The organism is Pseudomonas sp. IT-P258 (assembly GCF_949767825.1).
Classification (GTDB): domain Bacteria; phylum Pseudomonadota; class Gammaproteobacteria; order Pseudomonadales; family Pseudomonadaceae; genus Aquipseudomonas; species Aquipseudomonas monachiensis.
On record NZ_CATKPU010000021.1, the window covers coordinates 356135 to 375202 of the forward strand.

16 protein-coding genes and 1 pseudogene are annotated in these 19068 nt (G+C 61.4%); 7 read left to right on the plus strand and 10 right to left on the minus strand.

Annotation, left to right across the window (positions count from 1 at the left end):
• The first annotated feature begins 108 nt into the window (after positions 1-108).
• Complete coding sequence (locus tag ACM6G4_RS08880; RefSeq protein WP_414913505.1) at positions 109-1476, plus strand: inorganic triphosphatase; 1368 nt, start codon at positions 109-111, stop codon at positions 1474-1476.
• A gap of 86 nt (positions 1477-1562) precedes the next feature.
• Here ACM6G4_RS08880 and ACM6G4_RS08885 read toward each other — a convergent pair whose 3' ends face one another.
• Positions 1563-2033 carry an Lrp/AsnC family transcriptional regulator gene (locus ACM6G4_RS08885; protein ID WP_056726407.1) on the minus strand — a complete coding sequence of 157 codons (471 nt, stop codon included), beginning with the start codon at positions 2031-2033 and terminating at the stop codon, positions 1563-1565.
• Between the two features lie 126 nt (positions 2034-2159).
• On the opposite strand from ACM6G4_RS08885, the gene ACM6G4_RS08890 reads away from it, so the two are divergent.
• The 5 genes from ACM6G4_RS08890 to ACM6G4_RS08910 all read left to right on the plus strand — a co-directional run bounded on the left by ACM6G4_RS08890 (position 2160) and on the right by ACM6G4_RS08910 (position 6223).
• Entirely contained in the window at positions 2160-2498 is a 339-nt protein-coding gene (locus tag ACM6G4_RS08890) for a hypothetical protein (RefSeq protein WP_056726406.1), read from the plus strand.
• A gap of 90 nt (positions 2499-2588) precedes the next feature.
• Positions 2589-4373: a GspE/PulE family protein gene (locus ACM6G4_RS08895; RefSeq protein WP_414913506.1), complete on the plus strand. Its 1785-nt coding sequence runs from the start codon at positions 2589-2591 to the stop codon at positions 4371-4373.
• A gap of 85 nt (positions 4374-4458) precedes the next feature.
• On the plus strand, positions 4459-5379 hold the full coding sequence (locus tag ACM6G4_RS08900; protein WP_056726404.1) for an SPFH domain-containing protein: 921 nt from the start codon (positions 4459-4461) through the stop codon (positions 5377-5379).
• 8 nt (positions 5380-5387) lie between these two features.
• Complete coding sequence (locus tag ACM6G4_RS08905) at positions 5388-5837, plus strand: NfeD family protein (RefSeq protein WP_056726403.1); 450 nt, start codon at positions 5388-5390, stop codon at positions 5835-5837.
• A gap of 68 nt (positions 5838-5905) precedes the next feature.
• Positions 5906-6223 (plus strand): DUF2388 domain-containing protein, encoded by a 318-nt coding sequence (locus ACM6G4_RS08910; protein WP_056726402.1) that lies wholly within the window; start codon positions 5906-5908, stop codon positions 6221-6223.
• A gap of 100 nt (positions 6224-6323) precedes the next feature.
• Here the strand turns inward: ACM6G4_RS08910 and gcvP are convergent, their stop codons facing one another.
• Complete coding sequence (gcvP, locus tag ACM6G4_RS08915; protein WP_414913507.1) at positions 6324-9197, minus strand: aminomethyl-transferring glycine dehydrogenase; 2874 nt, start codon at positions 9195-9197, stop codon at positions 6324-6326.
• A gap of 153 nt (positions 9198-9350) precedes the next feature.
• Here gcvP and ACM6G4_RS08920 point away from each other — a divergent pair, with 153 nt between their 5' ends.
• Positions 9351-10493: a DegT/DnrJ/EryC1/StrS family aminotransferase gene (locus tag ACM6G4_RS08920; protein ID WP_414913508.1), complete on the plus strand. Its 1143-nt coding sequence runs from the start codon at positions 9351-9353 to the stop codon at positions 10491-10493.
• A 54-nt stretch (positions 10494-10547) separates the two neighbouring features.
• On the opposite strand, the gene gcvH is transcribed toward ACM6G4_RS08920, so the two are convergent.
• From gcvH to pepP, 8 genes and pseudogenes are all read right to left on the minus strand, one after another.
• Positions 10548-10931 (minus strand): glycine cleavage system protein GcvH, encoded by a 384-nt coding sequence (gcvH, locus tag ACM6G4_RS08925; protein ID WP_414913509.1) that lies wholly within the window; start codon positions 10929-10931, stop codon positions 10548-10550.
• A gap of 49 nt (positions 10932-10980) precedes the next feature.
• Complete coding sequence (gene gcvT, locus ACM6G4_RS08930; protein WP_414913510.1) at positions 10981-12063, minus strand: glycine cleavage system aminomethyltransferase GcvT; 1083 nt, start codon at positions 12061-12063, stop codon at positions 10981-10983.
• Between the two features lie 156 nt (positions 12064-12219).
• A complete protein-coding gene (locus tag ACM6G4_RS08935; RefSeq protein ID WP_056726677.1) occupies positions 12220-13836 on the minus strand; it encodes an ABC transporter permease in 1617 nt (538 codons plus the stop codon).
• 139 nt (positions 13837-13975) lie between these two features.
• A complete protein-coding gene (locus ACM6G4_RS08940; RefSeq protein WP_056726397.1) occupies positions 13976-14980 on the minus strand; it encodes an extracellular solute-binding protein in 1005 nt (334 codons plus the stop codon).
• 180 nt (positions 14981-15160) lie between these two features.
• Positions 15161-16378, minus strand: a complete 1218-nt coding sequence (locus ACM6G4_RS08945; RefSeq protein WP_414913630.1) for a 2-octaprenyl-3-methyl-6-methoxy-1,4-benzoquinol hydroxylase — start codon at positions 16376-16378, stop codon at positions 15161-15163.
• Positions 16379-16387: 9 nt separating this feature from the next.
• Positions 16388-16474: pseudogene (locus tag ACM6G4_RS08950) on the minus strand (tetrameric acyl-CoA thioesterase); the annotation flags it as partial.
• Between the two features lie 58 nt (positions 16475-16532).
• A complete protein-coding gene (gene ubiH, locus ACM6G4_RS08955; protein WP_414913511.1) occupies positions 16533-17720 on the minus strand; it encodes a 2-octaprenyl-6-methoxyphenyl hydroxylase in 1188 nt (395 codons plus the stop codon).
• Positions 17717-19051, minus strand: coding sequence for a Xaa-Pro aminopeptidase (pepP, locus tag ACM6G4_RS08960; protein ID WP_414913512.1), 1335 nt, complete (start codon positions 19049-19051; stop codon positions 17717-17719). The genes ubiH and pepP overlap by 4 nt, the downstream gene beginning before the upstream one ends.
• Positions 19052-19068 lie beyond the last annotated feature (17 nt).

Sequence of the window (19068 nt, forward strand, 5' to 3'; positions counted from 1 at the left end):
ACAGGAATAAACCGTCTCGGCGCGTACTAACCGTGAGTCCTGTACACTGCACGACCTTGGCAGCCACACATTCCCCCGGCTGCGCTCCCGATCCTGGATTTTCCGGCCATGCAGAAAGAAACCGAAATCAAACTCCGCGTCAGCCGCGAAACCCTCGCCGCCCTGCGCGAGCACCCGTTACTGAAAAAACGCAACAAAAGTGGCTGGGAACGCCGTGAGTTGATGAATCAGTACTTCGACACGCCCGAGCGCGACCTGGCCCAGGCCAAAGTCGCCCTGCGCCTGCGCAAGGATGGCGAAGAAGTGATTCAGACCCTCAAGACCCGCGGCCAGAGCGTCGCCGGCTTGTCCGAGCGTAATGAATTCAACTGGCCCCTGCCCAAGGCCAAGCTCGACTTGAAGAAACTCGACGGCGAATGCTGGCCCGAGGAACTGGCCGAGCTGGACAAGAAGACCCTGAAGCCAATCTTCACCACCGACTTCGTCCGCGAACGCGCGGAAATCGCCTGGGGTCGCGGCAAGACCAAAGTGGTCATCGAAGCCGCGCTGGACCTGGGTCACGTCGTGGTTGGCAAGCAGAAAGAAGAAATCTGTGAGCTGGAACTGGAACTGCGCGAAGGCGAGCCGGCAGCCCTGCTGGAACTGGCCGCCGAGCTGGCCGAGAAACTGGCCCTGATGCCTTGCGACATCAGCAAGGCCGAGCGCGGTTATCGCCTGTACGACGCCCACAGCTATTCGTTGAGCCTGCCGGCGCCGCAGATCACCGCCGAAACGCCGCTGGACGACGCGTTCGCCGCGCTGAGCTGGCATTTGCTGGGCAGCAGCCAGCGTCTGGCCGAGCAGTATCGCTTCAATGGTCACTGGCGCCTGTTGCAGGACTGGATCGAATGTCTCGCGGAAATGCGCGCGCTGATCAGCAGCCTGGGCCAGGCCGCTCCGCGTCAGTCGACCCACGACCTGCGTATCGCCCTTGATGCCTTGCTGGAAGACTGGCGCCCGCTGGTCCAGGCCGGTCTGGAAGATGAAGACGTGCGCAAAGCCGCGCCCGAGCAGTTCCTCGAAGAGCTCGAAGACCCGCGCTGGGGCCTGTTCTCCCTGACCAGCTCGCGCTGGCTGCTGGCCCGCACCTGGGCCGCCGACCGCAACACCCGTGGCAATCGCCAGGGCGCTGCGCAACTGGGCAGCTGGTTGCCGCGCCTTTTGGGCGAAGAGGCCACTTCGTTGCAATTGCAACGTTACCAGCAACAACCGGAAGACCTGGCCGAGCAACTGCCGCGCATCGAACGCATCCAGGTCTGGCTGCACCATGCGCGTAACGTGCTGGAGATCCCGGAAATGGATCGCCTCTACGGCGAGCTGAACAAACTGGCGCAACTGGCTAACGAATCGATCACCGACGAAGTCCTGGATGCGCGCAAGCAGCAGGCGATTGCGGTGTATCAGAACCGTGCCTGGAAAATGTTACTGCGCCTGTAATACCGAAAAGATCGCAGGCTTCGCCAGCTCCTACGGGTGTACTCCATCCGAATGTAGGAGCTGCCGCAGGCTGCGATCTTTTTGCTTTATCGCACCACCGGCAAACTGGTCGTCGACTTGATCTCCGACAACGCCACGATCGAATTCACCTCCTGAATCCCCGGCACCATCGACAGTTTCTCGAAAAAGAAACGCTCGTAGGCCTCGATGTCCGCCGTGACAATCCGCAGCAAGAAATCCACCGCCCCCATCAGCACGTAACACTCCAGCACCTCCGGAAAGCCGCGAATCGCCTCGGTGAATTCGGTGAAGTTCGAACGCCCGTGGGCATTGAGTTTCACCTCCGCGAAGATCTGCGTGTTCAGGCCGATTTTCTTGCGGTCGAGCAAGGTCACCTGAGCGCGAATGATGCCCTCCTCTTTCATCCGCTGAATCCGCCGCCAGCACGGCGATTGCGAGAGCCCCACCTGTTCGGCGATCTGTGCGCTGGAAAGCGAAGCATCCTCTTGCAGCAAGGCGAGGATCTTGCGGTCGTAGCTGTCCAGTTCGCTTTGCATAAAAAAACCCTTAATCGACTAACAAGTGAATTGATTTATTCTTCAATTCTGCAATACAGCCAATCATAGAGAAGAAATACCCGGCACAGGATGTAAACATTTCTCCAATGATTTTGGAGCCAGACCATGCCGTATCTCGAAGCCGTAAACACCCCACCTGCCCGTTCGGATGTCTGGAACGTCGGTAACGCCCATTGCCGGGTTCGCTATCAAATGCTGGCCGAGGCAGAACCAGACCTGCTGTGTCGTGCCCTCAATCTGTTCGCTTTGCAACTGCTCACCCCGGAACAGGTCAACGCACAGCGCCAGGACGACTGGCTGAACATCGAGATCGTCATCGACGGTTTGAGCTGGCACCGCGCGCAAGTGATTGCGGAAAAACTTCGTAACCTGATCAGCGTTTGCTCGGTGGAGCTGCAAGAAGCTGATTCCCCATGGGCCGAAGCGGCTCAAGCGGCGGGCTGAAAAACGCCGAAACGGCTTTGTCGGGTAGTGGCCCAGCTGTCAGCCGGGCCACGGCTATCCTTTGCGCACTGTCGTTCAAAAGGAGCCCGCATGTCCGTACATCTCGCCTTTCAGGACCGCTGGCTGGATCTCAATGACCTGCTGCGCGAACTGGTCGCCCAGAGCTTTATCAGTCAGGATTCTGCCGAACACGCGCTCAATGCCCGTCGCCGCAACGCTTCCCTTGGCCAGATGCATCCGCTGGAGTTCATTGCCAGCCAACAGCTGGACGATCTCAGCCGTCCCGGCAAACCGCTGGACCTCGAGAGCCTGACCTTGTGGCTATCCCGGCAGGCCGGCCAGCCTTACCTGCGCATCGACCCGTTGAAAATCAATGTCGCTGCCGTGACCCCGCTGATGTCCTATGCCTTCGCCCAGCGCCACAAGATCCTCGCGGTATCGATCGACCGCGAGGCGGTCACCGTGGCCAGCGCCCAACCTTATGTCAGCGGTTGGGAAGCTGACCTGACCCATGTGCTCAAGCTGCCGATCAAGCGCGTGGTGGCCAACCCGGTGGACATCCAGCGCTTCAGCGTCGAATTCTTCCGCCTGGCCAAATCGGTCACCGGGGCGAACAGCGCCGACCCGCAAGTCAGTACCCTCGGCAATTTCGAACAGTTACTCAACCTCGGCGCCAGCGACCAGGAGCCCGACGCCAACGACGCACACATCGTCAACATCGTCGACTGGCTGTTCCAGTACGCGTTCCAGCAGCGTGCCAGCGACATCCACATCGAGCCCCGGCGCGAGCAAGGCACGGTGCGTTTTCGCATCGACGGCGTGCTGCACAACGTCTATCAATTCCCGCCCCAGGTCACCATGGCCATCGTCAGTCGCCTGAAAACCCTGGGGCGCATGAACGTCGCGGAGAAACGCAAACCCCAGGACGGCCGGGTGAAAACCAAGACCCCGGACGGCGGAGAGGTCGAACTGCGCTTGTCGACACTGCCCACGGCCTTCGGCGAAAAAATGGTCATGCGGATCTTCGATCCGGAAGTATTGCTCAAGGACTTCGACCAGCTTGGTTTCTCCGCCGACGACCTGCGCCGCTGGCAAGACATGACCCGCCAGCCCCACGGCATCATCCTCGTCACCGGGCCGACGGGTTCGGGCAAGACCACCACCCTCTATACCACCCTGAAAAAACTGGCGACGCCGGAGGTCAACCTCTGCACCATTGAAGACCCGATCGAAATGGTCGAGCCTGCGTTCAACCAAATGCAGGTCCAGCACAACATCGACCTGACCTTCGCCGCCGGCGTGCGCGCGCTGATGCGGCAAGACCCGGACATCATCATGATCGGCGAGATCCGCGACCTCGAAACTGCAGAGATGGCGATCCAGGCCGCGCTCACCGGGCACCTCGTGCTGTCGACCCTGCACACCAACGACGCACCCAGCGCCATCAGCCGCCTGCTGGAGCTCGGCGTGCCGCACTACCTGATCAAGGCCACGGTGCTTGGCGTCATGGCCCAGCGACTGGTGCGAACCCTGTGCTCGCACTGCAAGGCGCCGCTGACGTTGGGCGAAGACGACTGGCAAACCCTGACCCGCCCCTGGCAAGCACCCTTGCCGACCAATGCCCAGCGAGCCATCGGTTGCGTGGAGTGCCGCGACACCGGTTATCGCGGTCGCGCCGGGGTCTACGAAATCATGCAGTTAAGCGATGGCATCAAAGCGCTGATCAGTCCTGATACCGACCTGCTGGCGGTGCGGCGCCAGGCATTCAAGGAAGGCATGCGCAGCCTGCGGCTGTCAGGAGCGCAAAAAATCGGCGCCGGGCTGACGACCATCGAGGAGGTTCTGCGCGTGACACCCCAGAGCGAGCAGAACTGAGACCCGGCTGTACTTATCCGGCATCGGCACAGCTACACTCCAGCGATTGAAACTCCACAGATCCACACATCAACAAGGAATCGTTATGCAGATCGGTAGTGTGCTTTTGCTTTTTGTCGGCCTGGTGGTCGCCATTCTGTTCATGGGTTTCAAGGTCGTGCCCCAGGGCTTTGAATGGACAGTCGAGCGTTTCGGTCGCTACACCAACACGCTCAAGCCGGGTCTGAACGTCATCATTCCGGTCATGGACCGCATCGGCCGCAAGATGAATGTGATGGAAAGCGTGCTGGATATTCCGCCGCAGGAAGTCATCACCGCCGACAACGCCACGGTGCAAATCGACGCCGTGTGCTTCTTCCAGGTGGTCAACACGGCCCAGGCGGCCTATGAGGTCAACAACCTCGAACACGCCATCCGCAACCTGCTGCAAACCAACATCCGCACCGTGCTCGGCTCGATGGAACTCGACGCCATGCTCAGCCAGCGTGACGGGATCAACGAAAAACTGCTGCGCACTGTCGACGAAGCGACCGCACCGTGGGGCATCAAGATCACCCGGATCGAGATCAAGGACATCAGCCCACCCGCCGACCTGATGGCGGCGATGTCGGGGCAAATGAAAGCCGAACGGATCAAGCGTGCACAGATCCTCGAAGCCGAGGGCCTGCGCGCCGCAGCGATCCTGACCGCGGAAGGCAAGAAGCAGGCACAGATCCTCGAAGCCGAAGGCAGTCGCCAGGCCGCGTTCCTGGAATCCGAAGCCCGCGAGCGGCAAGCCGCGGCAGAAGCACAGGCGACCAAAGTGGTGTCCGAAGCCATCGCCAGCGGCAACGTGCAGGCGGTCAACTACTTCGTCGCGCAAAAGTACATCGATGCGCTGGGCAAGCTGGCTTCGGCCAACAACAGCAAGGTGATCCTGATGCCGCTGGAGGCCAGTTCGATGATTGGCGCGGTGGGCGGCATTGGCGAAATCGTCAAGGCCACTTTCGATAACAAGAAAGCCTGAGGCGCGCCATGTGGGCATTTTTGCAGCACCTTTCGTTCTGGGACTGGTTGGCGCTGGGCACGGTGCTGTTGATTCTTGAGGTGTTCGGCGCCGGCGGTTACCTGCTGTGGATCGGCATGGCTGCGGCCGCCGTGGGCGTCTTGACCTTCCTGCTGCCGGACCTGTCCTGGGAATGGCAGTTTCTGCTGTTCGGCCTGCTATCGATCACCACCGCGTTGTACTGGTGGCGACGTCAGCGCACGGCGGCGCGCCCGAGCGATCAGCCGCACCTGAACCTGCGCGGTCAGGATCTGATCGGCAAAACCTTTGTGGTGCATGAAGCGATTGTCGACGGTCGCGGCAAAATCAAGGTGGCCGACGGCGTGTGGATGGCCCGAGGGCCGGATGCTGGCATTGGCAGTCGCGTGCGGGTGGTCGGCCAGCAAGGCGCAATCCTGCTGGTCGAAGCGGCGGATTAGGCGACCACGGAACTCGATTGGGGGTTGGCAATCCAACCGCGTAGTCAACCCAGTGGAGTCACCCTGTCATGCGTTTCAAACTTGCTGTCGCTACCGTCGCGCTGTTGTCTTTGCCTGTCGGTTCGGCGATGGCCGATACTTTTTGGCGTAACGTTCTCACCTCCGGTGCAACCACCGGTTCGAGCTATCTGACATCCAAGGATAACAAGCTGGTTGTCGCAGCCCAGGACGATGCCAGCAGCTTCGTCGCCAGTGATGGCAGTATCCGCGGCCCGTACCTGGAAGCGGCCATGCAGAAAGTCCGCGCCGACAACCCGGGCCTGCAAGCCACGGACATGGAGCTGGCAAACGCGATCCTGGCGAAGAATGCCGTGGCTTCGGAGTAAGCGTTGCGAATGAAAAATGCCGCTATATGAGCGGCATTTTTTTTGCCTTGCGAACACAACCTCATGTTCACTGATACCCCTGTGGGAGCAACCTGAAATGTCAGCGGTAATCATCCACCGGCACACAGGCACAAAACAGGTTCCGGTCTCCATACACGTTGTCCACCCGGTTCACCACCGGCCAGTATTTGTGCGCCTTGGTGTGCGCGTCTGGCGTGACCGCTTGCACGATGCTGTATGGCCGCTCCCACACGCCGGTGATATCGGCCAACGTATGCGGCGCACCTTTCAACGGGTTTTCTTCAGCCGGCCAATTGCCGTTCTGCACCTCGTTGATTTCCGCGCGGATGCTCAGCATTGCCCCGATGAACCGGTCCAGCTCCGCCTTCGACTCACTTTCGGTCGGTTCAACCATCAGCGTCCCCGGCACCGGAAACGACATGGTCGGGGCATGGAAGCCGTAATCCATCAAGCGCTTGGCCACGTCCTCCTCGGTAATGCCGGTCAACGCCTTGAGCGGACGCAGGTCGAGGATGCATTCATGGGCCACCCGCTCGTTGCGCCCGGTGTAGAGCACAGGAAAGGCACCGGACAAATGCCGCGCCAGGTAATTCGCGGCGAGGATCGCCACTTCGCTGGCGTCCGCCAACTGCGGCCCCATCATCGCGATGTACATCCAGCTGATCGGCAGAATGCTTGCGCTGCCCCAGGGTGCTGCGCTGACGGCGCCATTTTGCGGAAGCGGGCCGTCGATCGGCACCACCGGATGGTTGGCCACGAACGGCGCCAGATGCGCCCGAACACCAATCGGCCCCATGCCCGGCCCACCGCCACCATGGGGAATGCAGAAGGTCTTGTGCAGGTTCATGTGCGAGACATCGGCGCCAATATCGGCCGGTCGTGCCAACCCGACCTGAGCATTGAGGTTGGCGCCATCCATGTACACCTGCCCCCCGTGATGGTGGATCACTTCACAGATTTCGCTGATTCCCTCCTCATACACGCCATGGGTCGAAGGATAGGTCGCCATCAGGCAGGCGAGTTTGTCTGCGGCCTGCGCGGCTTTTTCCTTGAGGTCATCCAGGTCGACGTTGCCCGCCTCGTCACACTCGACGATCACCACGCGCATCCCGGCCATCTGCGCCGACGCGGGATTGGTGCCATGAGCCGACGAAGGAATCAGGCAAATATCGCGGCCGCCCTGTTGCCGGCTCTCATTGTATTTGCGGATTGCCAGTAGCCCGGCGTATTCACCCTGGGCACCGGAGTTGGGTTGCATGCAGATCGCGTCGAAACCGGTGATCGCACACAACCAGCGCTCCAGCTCTTCGATCATCAGCCCATAACCGGCGGCCTGTTCCTTGGGCACGAACGGGTGCAGGTTGGCGAACTGCGGCCAGGTAATCGGGATCATCTCGCTGGTGGCATTGAGCTTCATGGTGCAGGAGCCCAGCGGGATCATCGATTGATTGAGCGCCAGGTCCTTGTTTTCCAGTTGCTTGAGGTAGCGCAGCATCTCGGTTTCGCTGTGATGGGCGCTGAACACGGGATGGCGCAGATAAGGCGAAGTTCGCACCAGCCCTTCGGGAATACCGCCAGGCAAGACCTCGGCATCCAGGTCATCGACGCTGAGCCCGTGATCGGCCCCCAGGAACACATCGAACAGCTTCGCCACGGTGCCTTCGTCGCAGGTCTCGTCAAGGCTCAAGCCCAGTTGGCCGCGCCCGAGAATGCGCAGGTTGATCTGTGCGGCCCGGGCACTTTCGATGATCGCGGTCTGGGCTCCGCCGACTTCCAGCGTCAGGGTGTCGAAGAAGTGCCGGTTGATCCGGGTGATACCGTTGCGCTCTAGCCCGGCGGCCAGGATGCAGGTCAGCCGATGAACCCGCTGGGCGATCCGCTTGAGCCCTTCGGGGCCGTGGTAGACCGCATAGAAACTGGCGATATTGGCCAGCAGCACCTGGGCCGTGCAGATGTTGGAGTTGGCCTTCTCCCGGCGGATGTGTTGCTCGCGGGTTTGCAGGGCCATGCGCAAGGCGGTGTTGCCCCGCGCATCTTTCGAAACACCGATGATCCGCCCGGGAATTGCCCGTTTGTATTCATCGCGGCTGGCAAAAAATGCCGCGTGAGGCCCGCCGTAGCCCATGGGCACGCCAAATCGCTGGGACGAACCGAACACCACATCGGCACCCAGTTCACCTGGCGGGGTCAGCATCAACAGGCTCAGCAAATCCGTGGCGACGCAGGCCAGGGCCTGTTGCGCGTGCAGATGATCGATCAGCGGCCGCAGGTCGTGGATTTCACCGTGGGTGTCGGGGTATTGCAGCAATGCGCCGAACACCTGGTGCTGCTTCAAGTTATCCACAGCGTCAACGATCAGCTCGAAGCCGAAACCTTCAGCACGGGTCTGCACCACGGAAATGGTTTGCGGGTGGCAGTTTTCGTCGACAAAGAACAGGTTGCTTTTGGACTTGGCGACCCGCTTGGCCAGGGCCATGGCCTCCGCCGCGGCGGTGGCCTCATCAAGCAGTGAGGCATTGGCCAGTTCCAGGCCGGTCAGGTCAATGGTCAGTTGCTGGAAGTTAAGCAGCGCTTCGAGCCGCCCTTGGGCGATCTCAGGTTGATAAGGGGTGTACGCGGTGTACCAGCCGGGATTTTCCAGCACGTTGCGCAGAATGACGGCCGGTGTGAGGGTGCCGTGGTAGCCCATGCCGATCAGGCTGGTCCAGACCTGGTTCTGTTCGGCATAACCGCGCAGCTTGGCCAGCGCGGCCTCTTCATCGAGTGCCGGGGGCAGATCCAGCGCCCGGTTGAGACGGATGCCCGGCGGCACCGTCTGCTCGATCAATTCGACCCGACTGCCCAGGCCGAGGCTGTCGAGCATCGCCTGCTGCTCGGCGGCATCGGGCCCGAGGTGGCGGCGCAGAAAGGCATTGGGGTCGCGTAACTGGCTCAGGGACGGCAACTGGGACATGACGGGCTCTCTCTTGACTGGCGCTCAGCGTCGATGCAACACGGTCAAACCAGCATAGCAGTCGATCTCCCGGTGGATGGCGTAGCGCGCTCGAGCAATCCGGATCATCATGTCCGCCGCCTGCCCAATGTCCGCTGATCGGTGACTGTATCCATGAGCCAACTGCCTTTCCTGCCGTTTTCCAAACCTACTATCGATGAAGCCACGATTGCCGCCGTCGGCGACGTATTGCGCTCGGGCTGGATCACCAGCGGCCCAAAGGTCCAGGCCTTCGAAGCGCAACTCTCGGAGTATTTTGGCGGGCGCCCGGTGCGCACCTTCAATTCCGGCACCTGCACCATGGAAATCGCCTTGCGGATTGCCGGGGTCGGGCCGGGCGATGAAGTGATCACCACGCCGATTTCCTGGGTGGCCACCGCCAACGTCATCCTGGAAGTCGGCGCCACCCCGGTGTTTGCCGACATCGACCCGGTAACCCGCAACATCGATCTCGATCAACTGGAAGCGGCGATTACCCCCCGCACCAAAGCCATCATCCCGGTGTACCTCGCCGGTTTGCCGGTGGACATGACGCGGTTGTACGCCCTGGCGAAAAAGCACGGCCTGCGGATTGTCGAAGATGCGGCCCAGGCATTGGGCTCCAGCTGGAACGGTCAACGCATTGGCTCGACGGGGGATTTCGTGTCCTTCAGTTTCCAGGCGAACAAAAACGTCACCTCCTCCGAGGGCGGTTGCCTGGTGCTGAATACGGCCGAAGAAGTACGACTGGCGGAGAAATACCGGCTGCAGGGCGTTACCCGCAACGGCTTCGATGGCCTGGATGTCGACGTGCTGGGTGGCAAGTTCAACATGACCGACGTCGCCGCAGCCATTGGCCTGGGGCAATTTGCTCATATCGAAGCCATCACCGCTCATCGCCGTGACCTGGCCCGGCACTATTTCGCCTGTTTTGGCGAGGATTTCGAAGCGCAGTACGGAGCGCAACTGCCGCCAGCGGATTTCGAGAACAGTAACTGGCATCTGTTCCAGCTGGTATTACCGGAACGCACGGATGGCAAACCGGCGCGGGCGACTTTCATGGAGCAGATGCAGGCATTGGGTGTCGGGATCGGCTATCACTACCCGCCGATTCACCTGTTGAGCCTGTACCGCGAGTGCGGCTTCAAGGAGGGCATGTTCCCGCTCGCTGAGCGGGTCGGTCGGCTGATTGTCTCGCTGCCGATGTTCACGGCGATGAGCAAAGCGGATGTCGAGCGTTCGGTGGCGGCGGTGAAAGCGGTTTTGCGCGACGCCTGAGCCCGCAAATGAAAAAGCCCCGACGGATCGGGGCTTTGGGATGTTGCGTCAGGCTTATTCGCCGATGGCAGCCTTGTAGCCGGCGGCATCCAGCAGCTTGTCCAGATCTGCCTTGTCGCTTGGCTTGAGCTTGAAGATCCACGCGCCGTACGGGTCGGTGTTGAGCAATTCTGGCGAACCACCCAGTTCTTCGTTGATTGCAATCACTTCGCCGCTGATCGGAGCGTAAATGTCGGAAGCGGCTTTAACCGACTCCACCACACCAGATTGATCGCCAGCGCTGAAGACTTTACCAACTTCAGTCAGCTCGACGAACACCACATCACCCAGCGCTTCCTGCGCGTGATCGCTGATGCCCACGGTGACGGTGCCATCGGCTTCCAGACGTGCCCATTCGTGACTTTCGGCAAAACGCAGGTCGGCAGGGATATTGCTCATGTTCTGTGTCCTCAGGAAATTGTCAGCGGTCGTTAACCGCTGGAAAAGATTAGATCAAGGTTTTGCCGTGGCGTACGAAGGTCGGCTTGACCACCCGGACCGGGTACCACTTGCCACGGATTTCCACTTCAGCGCGGTCGGCTGTTGCCATCGGCACGCGCGCCAGTGCAATCGACTTGCTTAGCGTAGGAGAGAAACTACCACTGGTGATCTCCCCTTCGCCAACATCAGCGATACGAACCACCTGATGAGCACGCAAAACACCGCGCTCCTCAAGGACCAGCCCTACCAGTTTGTGCTGTATGCCGGCGGCCTGCTCGGCTTCCAGCGCCTTGCGCCCGATGAACTTCCGGGTGGCGGGCTCCCAGGCAATGCTCCAGGCCATATTGGAGGCCAAGGGTGAAATATCCTGCTGGATGTCTTGACCATAAAGGTTCATGCCGGCTTCGACCCGCAAGGTATCCCGCGCGCCAAGGCCGATGGGAGAAATCCCGGCACCGACCAGATCGTTGAAAAAGCCTGGCGCCTGATCGGCCGGCAGAATGATTTCCAGGCCGTCTTCGCCGGTATAACCGGTGCGCGCGATGAACCAGTCACCATCGGGCAGGCCTTCGAAGGGCTTGAGGAGCTGGATCAGGTTGCCGCGGGACTGGCTGACCAGTTCGGCAATTTTCTGCCGGGCGTGAGGGCCCTGGATGGCCAGCATCGCCAATTCGGAACGCTCGCGAAGTTGCACGTCGAAACCGTCGAGATGCGCTTGCATCCAGGCCATGTCCTGATCGCGGGTGGAGGCGTTGACCACCAGGCGATAACCCTCATCGAGACGGTAGACGATCATGTCATCGACGATCCCGCCCTGCTCGTTGAGCATGGTGCTGTACAAAGCACGGCCGGGGCTGTGCAGGCGTTCGACATCATTGGCCAGCAAATGCCGGAGCCAGGCTTTGGCCTGGGTGCCGCCGACATCGATTACGGTCATGTGGGATACATCGAAGACACCGCAATCGCGGCGCACCTGATGGTGCTCCTCGACCTGCGATCCATAATGCAGAGGCATGTCCCAACCGCCAAAATCGACCATCTTCGCGCCGAGTGCGAGATGAAGGTCATACAGAGGCGTACGCTGTCCCATGGGTTTCTCCTTCCGGGCGTGGCGAAGGCGCGGGCAAGTGCTGCACGGACTGAATGCCTTGAAACAAAGGGCCTTCAGCCGATTTCAGCTACCTGGTCTGTCAGACTGACCGCACCGAATGCCGCGCATTGTAGCCGCAAGGTGTAGGACTGACACCTAGCTGTTTCGATGCGCCGAGCGCCGGATCAATCCGATGACCGGCAACAGCCCGACCAGCACCAGGGTCAAGGCCGGCAAAGACGCCCGCGCCCATTCGCCTTCGCTGGTCATTTCGAAGATTCGCACTGCCAGCGTGTCCCAACCAAACGGGCGCATCAGCAAGGTCGCGGGCATTTCCTTGAGCACGTCGACGAACACCAGCAGCGCGGCGCTCAACGTGCCGGGTAGCAATAATGGCAGATACACTTTGAAAAACAGTCGTGGCCCACTGACGCCAAGGCTACGTGCCGCTTCGGGCAAAGATGGCCTTATACGCGCCAGGCTGCTTTCCAGCGGACCGTAGGCCACCGCAATGAAACGCACCAGATAGGCCAGCAACAACGCCGACAGGCTGCCCAGCAGCAGTGGCTTGCCCGCGCCACCGAGCCAGCTCGAGAACGGGATCACCAGCTCGCGATCCAGGTAACTGAACGCCAGCATGATCGACACCGCCAGCACCGAACCAGGCAAGGCATAACCCAGATTGGCCAGACTGATCCCGGAACGAATGACCCGGGTGGGTGCCAGTCGTCGGGCAAACGCCAGTAACAAGGCGACGCTGACGGTGATCAACGCCGCCATCGCCCCCAGGTACAAGGTATGGACGATCAACCCGGTGTAGCGCTCGTCGAGATCGAAGCGCCCGCGCAACCAGAACCACACCGCCAATTGCAGCATCGGGATAACGAAGGCGCAGGCGAACACCAGACCGCACCACGTCGTGGCCGCCAGTGCCTTGATGCCTCGCAGGTGATACAGCGCCTTGACCCGTGGTCGCTCGTTGCTCGCCCGGTTGGCCCCACGGGCACGCCGTTCGCCGTAGAGCACGAGCATCACCACCAGCAGTAACAGGCTGGCCAGTTGCGCGGCGGACGACAGGCTGAAAAAACCGTACCAGGTCTTGTAGATGGCCGTGGTGAAGGTATCGAAGTTGAACACCGACACGGCGCCGAAGTCCGCCAGGGTTTCCATCAAAGCCAATGCCACGCCCGCACCGATGGCTGGTCGCGCCATGGGCAACGCCACCCGCCAGAACGCTTGCCAGGGCGACTGGCCAAGGACTCGCGCGGCTTCCATCAGGCCCTTGCCCTGGGCGAGGAAGGCGGTGCGCGCCAGCAGATAGACATAGGGATAGAAAACCAGCACCAGCACCACAATCACCCCACCTGTGGAGCGCACGCGCGGCAGCCGCAGACCACTGCCAAACCACTCGCGCAGCAGGGTTTGCACGGGGCCGGCGAAATCCAGCAGGCCAACGAAGACGAAGGCCAACACATAGGCAGGGATCGCGAAGGGCAGCATCAGCGCCCAGTCCAGCCAGCGCCGGCCGGGGAATTCGCAAAGGCTGGTGAGCCAGGCCAGGCTGACACCCAGGGCGGTCACGCCGACACCGACGCCTAGCACCAGGGTCAGTGTATTGCCCAGCAACCGCGGCATCTGTGTGTCCCAGAGATGGGACCAGATCTGTTGATCGATGGTTTGCCAGGAAAGCAGCAGGACGCTCAGGGGCAACAGGACCAGCGCAGCGATGGCGAAGACGACGGGATACCAGCGGCGTTGGGCGGGATGGGCCAAGGAAAATCTCTCGCGAAATTTTGAAGAGTAGAGAAAACGCAAAAAGATCGCAGCCTCCGGCAGCTCCTGCATTGGGTTGGTGATCACCCTGTAGGAGCTGCCGGAGGCTGCGATCTTTTGACCTTTTAAAACAGCAGGCTCAGTTCCAGCCAGCCTTGTCCATCAGGCGAATCGCCTCGGCCTGGCGCTTGCCGGCGATTTCCACAGGCAAGGTATCCGCGATGAACTTGCCCCATGCGGCGACTTCAGCCGATGGCTGCACGGCCGGGTTCGCCGGGAACTCCTGGTTCACGTCGGCAAAGATTTTCTGTGCTTCAGGGGTGGTCATCCACTCCACCAGGGCCTTGGCCGCTTCCGGGTGTGGCGCGTGTTGGGTCAAGCCGATACCCGACAGGTTGATGTGTACGCCACGGTCAGCCTGGTTCGGCCAGAACAGCTTCACCGGCAGGTCTGGCTTCTGCTTGTGCAGGCGGCCGTAGTAGTAGGTGTTGACGATACCGACGTCGCACTGGCCGGCGTTGATCGCTTCCAGCACGGCGGTGTCGTCGGAGAACACGTCAGTGGACAGGTTCCTGACCCAGCCCTTGAGGATTTCCTCGGTCTTCCCGGCGCCGTGCACTTCGATCATGGTCGCGGTCAGGGACTGGTTGTAGACCTTCTTCGCCGTGCGCAGGCACAGGCGGCCTTCCCATTGCTTGTCGGCCAGCGCTTCGTAGGTGGTCAGTTCACCCGGCTTCACCCGATCAGTGGAGTAGGCGATGGTCCGCGCCCGCAGGCTCAGGCCGGTCCAGGCATGGGAGGCAGCCCGGTATTGCAGCGGAATATTGGTGTCGATGGTTTTCGAGGTGAACGGCTGGAGTATGCCCATCTGCTCGGCTTGCCAGAGGTTACCGGCATCGACGGTCAGCAGCAGGTCGGCCGGTGTATTCGCGCCCTCGGCCTTGAGCCGCTGCATCAGCGGCGCTTCCTTGTCGGTGATGAACTTCACCTTCACGCCGGTCTTGGCGGTGTAGGCATCGAATACTGGCTTGATCAGCTCGTCGATTCGCGAGGAGTAGACCACCACTTCGTCAGCGGCCTGGGCGGCGGTGCTGCCGATCAGGGTCAAGGCCAGTGCAGTCAGTAGACGCTTCGGTGCCAACATGGGAGCGGTCTCTCGATTGAAAAATGAGGACAAATGATAAGGACTCACATTTAGCTTCTCAATCGAAGCTGGCCGTGGAGGAGTTACCAGATGTTGCTTGAGCTGGAATATGAGGTGACTGAACTGCCGCCATCGCGAGCAAGCTTGCTCGCGATGAGGCCATAAGCCTCAACGAAAATCTCAGAGTTTGGCGAGTGCCGGCAAATCCCCGGTCAACCCCAGCGCTTCACGCACGAACAACGCCTTGGCTTCCGGCATCTTCTCCACAATTTTCAACCCGGTATTACGCAACCAGCGCACCGGCAACGGATCGGCCTGGAACAAGCGCTCGAAGCCTTCCATCGCCGCCATCAGCGCCAGGTTGTGGGGCATGCGCCGACGTTCGTAACGGCTGAGGACCTTCACATCCGCCAGGCGTTCGCCACGTGTTGTCGCTTGCAGCAACACTTCGGCCAGCACGGCGGCATCAAGGAACCCGAGATTCACCCCCTGCCCGGCCAACGGGTGAATGGTGTGGGCCGCGTCGCCGATCAATGCCAGGCCTTCAGCCACATAACGCTTGGCATGCCGCTGGCGCAGAGGCACACACAGGCGCGGGTCAGCGCTAAGCACCTCGCCGAGCCGACCTTCAAAGGCCCGCTCCAGCTCCTTGCGGAAACCTTGTTCATCCATCGCCATCAGGCGTTCGGCTTCGCCGGGTGTGGTCGACCAGACGATCGAACACCAATCCTGTTGGCCGTCGCGCTCAAGGGGCAGAAACGCCAACGGACCGTTATCGGTGAAGCGCTGCCAGGCCGTCATCTGATGCGGCCTGGCGCAACGCACGCTGGTAACGATGGCATGGTGCAGATAATCCCATTCGCGGGTCGCCACACCGGCCAGGCGTCGCACCGCCGAGTTGGCGCCATCCGCCGCGATCACCAGCGGCGCGCGCAGGGTGCGGCCGTCGGCCAGGGTCAGCAGCCAATCATCGCCGGAGCGGCGCATCTGCTCCAGGCGAGCATTGGCCAGCAACCCCAGGTCGCAATCGTGCAGGCGCTCGAGCAAGGCATCCTGCACCACGCGGTTCTCGACTATATGTCCCAGTACCTCGGCATGCACGCTGGTCGCCGAGAAGTGGATTTGCCCGGTGCCGCTGCCATCCCAGACCTGCATGTCGGTGTAGGGGCTGCTGCGCCGCCCGGCGATGCCGTCCCACACGCCCAGGCGCTCGAGAATCCGCTGGCTGGCGGCCGACAAGGCGCTCACCCGCGGTTCAAACGCAGCCTGAGCGTTGAACGGTTTGACGCTCAAGGGGCTGCCGTCCAGCAGCAGGACTTCCAGCCCGCTGTCCTGCAACGCCAGCGCCAGGGCGCTGCCGACCATTCCGGCCCCGACAATCAGCAGATCTGCGCGCATTTCCATGCTTTAAGCCTGTCTCTCTTGCGGCTTGAGCCGCACGTAAAGGGTTTTCCCGACCCACGCCACCAAGTGGCAAGAGCCGTCATGAATGCCGAACCTGCAGGCAGGTATTTTTATCGATCGTGCCTTGCCGAATCCGCGGATCAGCCAGTCACGCATCCGGTCGCGTACCCAACCCCATCGCCTGCCGGGCAAACCAGCGTTTGGCCGGTGGCAGCAGATCCAGGCCGAGCAAGCCGATGTTGCGCCCCAGGGACACCAGCGGCTGGGTGCTGCCGAACAGGCGCGTAACCTGATCGGAGAAACCCACGGTGAGGTCCTGATCGAGTCGCTGGCGTTCGCGATAGGCCTGCAACGTGGCGAAGTCGCCCAAAGGGTTTTCGCTGGCGAGCAAGGCATCGGCCAAAGCCTGGGCATCGCGCAGGGACAGGTTGAACCCTTGGCCGGCGATCGGATGCAGGCTGTGCGCTGCGTTGCCGAGAATCGCCAGATGCGGGCGCACCTGTTCTTCAGCCTCGACCAGCGTCAGTGGATACAGATGCCGCGCACCCACCTGCTTCAATGTGCCGAGGCGATAACCGAACACACCCTGCAACTCGCTGAGGAAGCTGCGCTCATCCAGGGCCGCCAGGCGTTGCGCGTCCATGCCCAGGCGGGTCCAGACCAGTGCGCAGCGATTATCCGGAAGCGGCAGCAACGCCATCGGGCCTTCGTCGGTGAAACGCTCGAAGGCCATGCCGTTGTGGGCTTCGCTCGGGGTGATGTTGGCGATCAGCGCGCTCTGGTTGTACGGACGCTTGCGGATACCGATCCCCAACTGCTCGCGCAAGCCGGAACGGCCGCCATCGGCGAGCACCGCGAGGTCGCATTCCAGGGTGGTTTCATCATTCAGGGTCAGGCGATAGCCATCGCTCAGCGGCTCCATGCGGGTGACTTCCGCCGGGCAGCGCCAACTGATCACGTCCTTGTCCAGGCCTTGCCACAGGCATTGGCCGAGCCAGGCGTTTTCAACGACATAGCCCAGCGCTGGAACACCCTCTTCCATCGCCGACAGCCGCGCCGTCGAGAACCGACCACGGTCGGAAACATGAATCTGCTTGATCGGCTCGGCGCGGCGCGAGACTTCCTGCCAGACGCCCAGCCGTTGATAGATCTGCCGCGAGCCGAAGGACAACGCCGAGGAACGGGCATCGTAACTCGGTTGATAGCTGTCGCCAGGGGCGAACGGTTCGATCAACACGATCTTCCAGCCCCGGGCCTTGGCCCCGGCCTGAAGCGCCAGCGCCAGGCTTGCACCGACCAGCCCGCCACCAATGATTGCCAGGTTGACTCGACTCATGCTGCCTGTGTCCGCGCGGCGGCCATCAGGGCCTCGATCTCGGCGACGGTTTTCGGCACGCCGTTCGTCAATATTTCACAGCCGGTTTTGGTGACCACTACGTCGTCCTCGATGCGCACGCCAATGCCACGCCATTTCTTCGCAACATTCTGGTTGTCCGGGGCAATATAGATCCCCGGCTCCACGGTCAGCGCCATGCCGACTTCCAGTACGCGCCACTCGCCGCCGACCTTGTATTCGCCGACGTCATGCACATCCATGCCCAACCAATGGCCGGCGCGGTGCATGTAAAACGCCTTGTAGGCTTCGCTGGCGATCAGTTCATCAACGTCGCCCCGCAGCAGGCCCAGTTTGACCAGCCCGGCGGTAATGACCCGGACCGTTGCTTCGTGTGCCTGATTCCAGTGCTTGTTCGGGGCGATTTCGGCAAAGGCGGCTTCCTGGGAAGCCAGCACCAATTCGTAAATCGCTTTCTGTTCCGCAGAATACTTACCGCTGACCGGAAAGGTCCGGGTGATGTCACTGGCGTAGCAGTCGATCTCGCAACCGGCGTCGATCAGCACCATATCCCCATCCTTGAGCAACGCGTCATTCTGCTGGTAATGCAGGATGCAGCTGTTACGCCCCGCCGCGACGATCGACCCGTAGGCTGGCATCTTCGCCCCGCCCTTGCGAAATTCGTAATCGAGCTCGGCTTCCAGGCTGAATTCGTGCAACCCGGCGCGACAGGCCTGCATGGCCCGTACATGCGCCTGGGCGGAAATCCGCGCCGCCTCGCGCATCACTTTCACTTCTGCCGCCGATTTATACAGGCGCATGTCGTGCAGCAGATGATCCAGGGCAACGAATTCGTTCGGCGGCTGGGCACCGAGGTTGGCCTTGGAGCGGATCACGTTGATCCACTCCATCAGGTGGCGATCGAATTCGGGGTTGCTGCCCATCGCCGAATACACCCGGTCACGGCCTTCGATCAGGCCTGGCAGGATGTCGTCGATATCAGTGATTGGAAAGGCGTCGTCGGCGCCGAAGTCGTGAATTGCGCCTTCCTGCCCGGCACGCAGGCCATCCCACAGCTCGCGCTCGGCATTGCGTTCGCGGCAGAACAGGATGTATTCGCCATGCACGCGCCCCGGCATCAGCACCAGTACGGCCTGAGGCTCGGGAAAACCGCTGAGGTACTGGAAGTCGCTGTCCTGGCGGTAGACGTGCTCGACGTCGCGGTTACGAATTGCGACCGCGGCGGCGGGCAGGATGGCGATGCTGTTGGGTTCCATCTGCGCCATCAGGGCCTTGCGGCGACGGCTGTATTCCGATTTCGGGATATGAATCATGGGCAGATGGTTTTCCC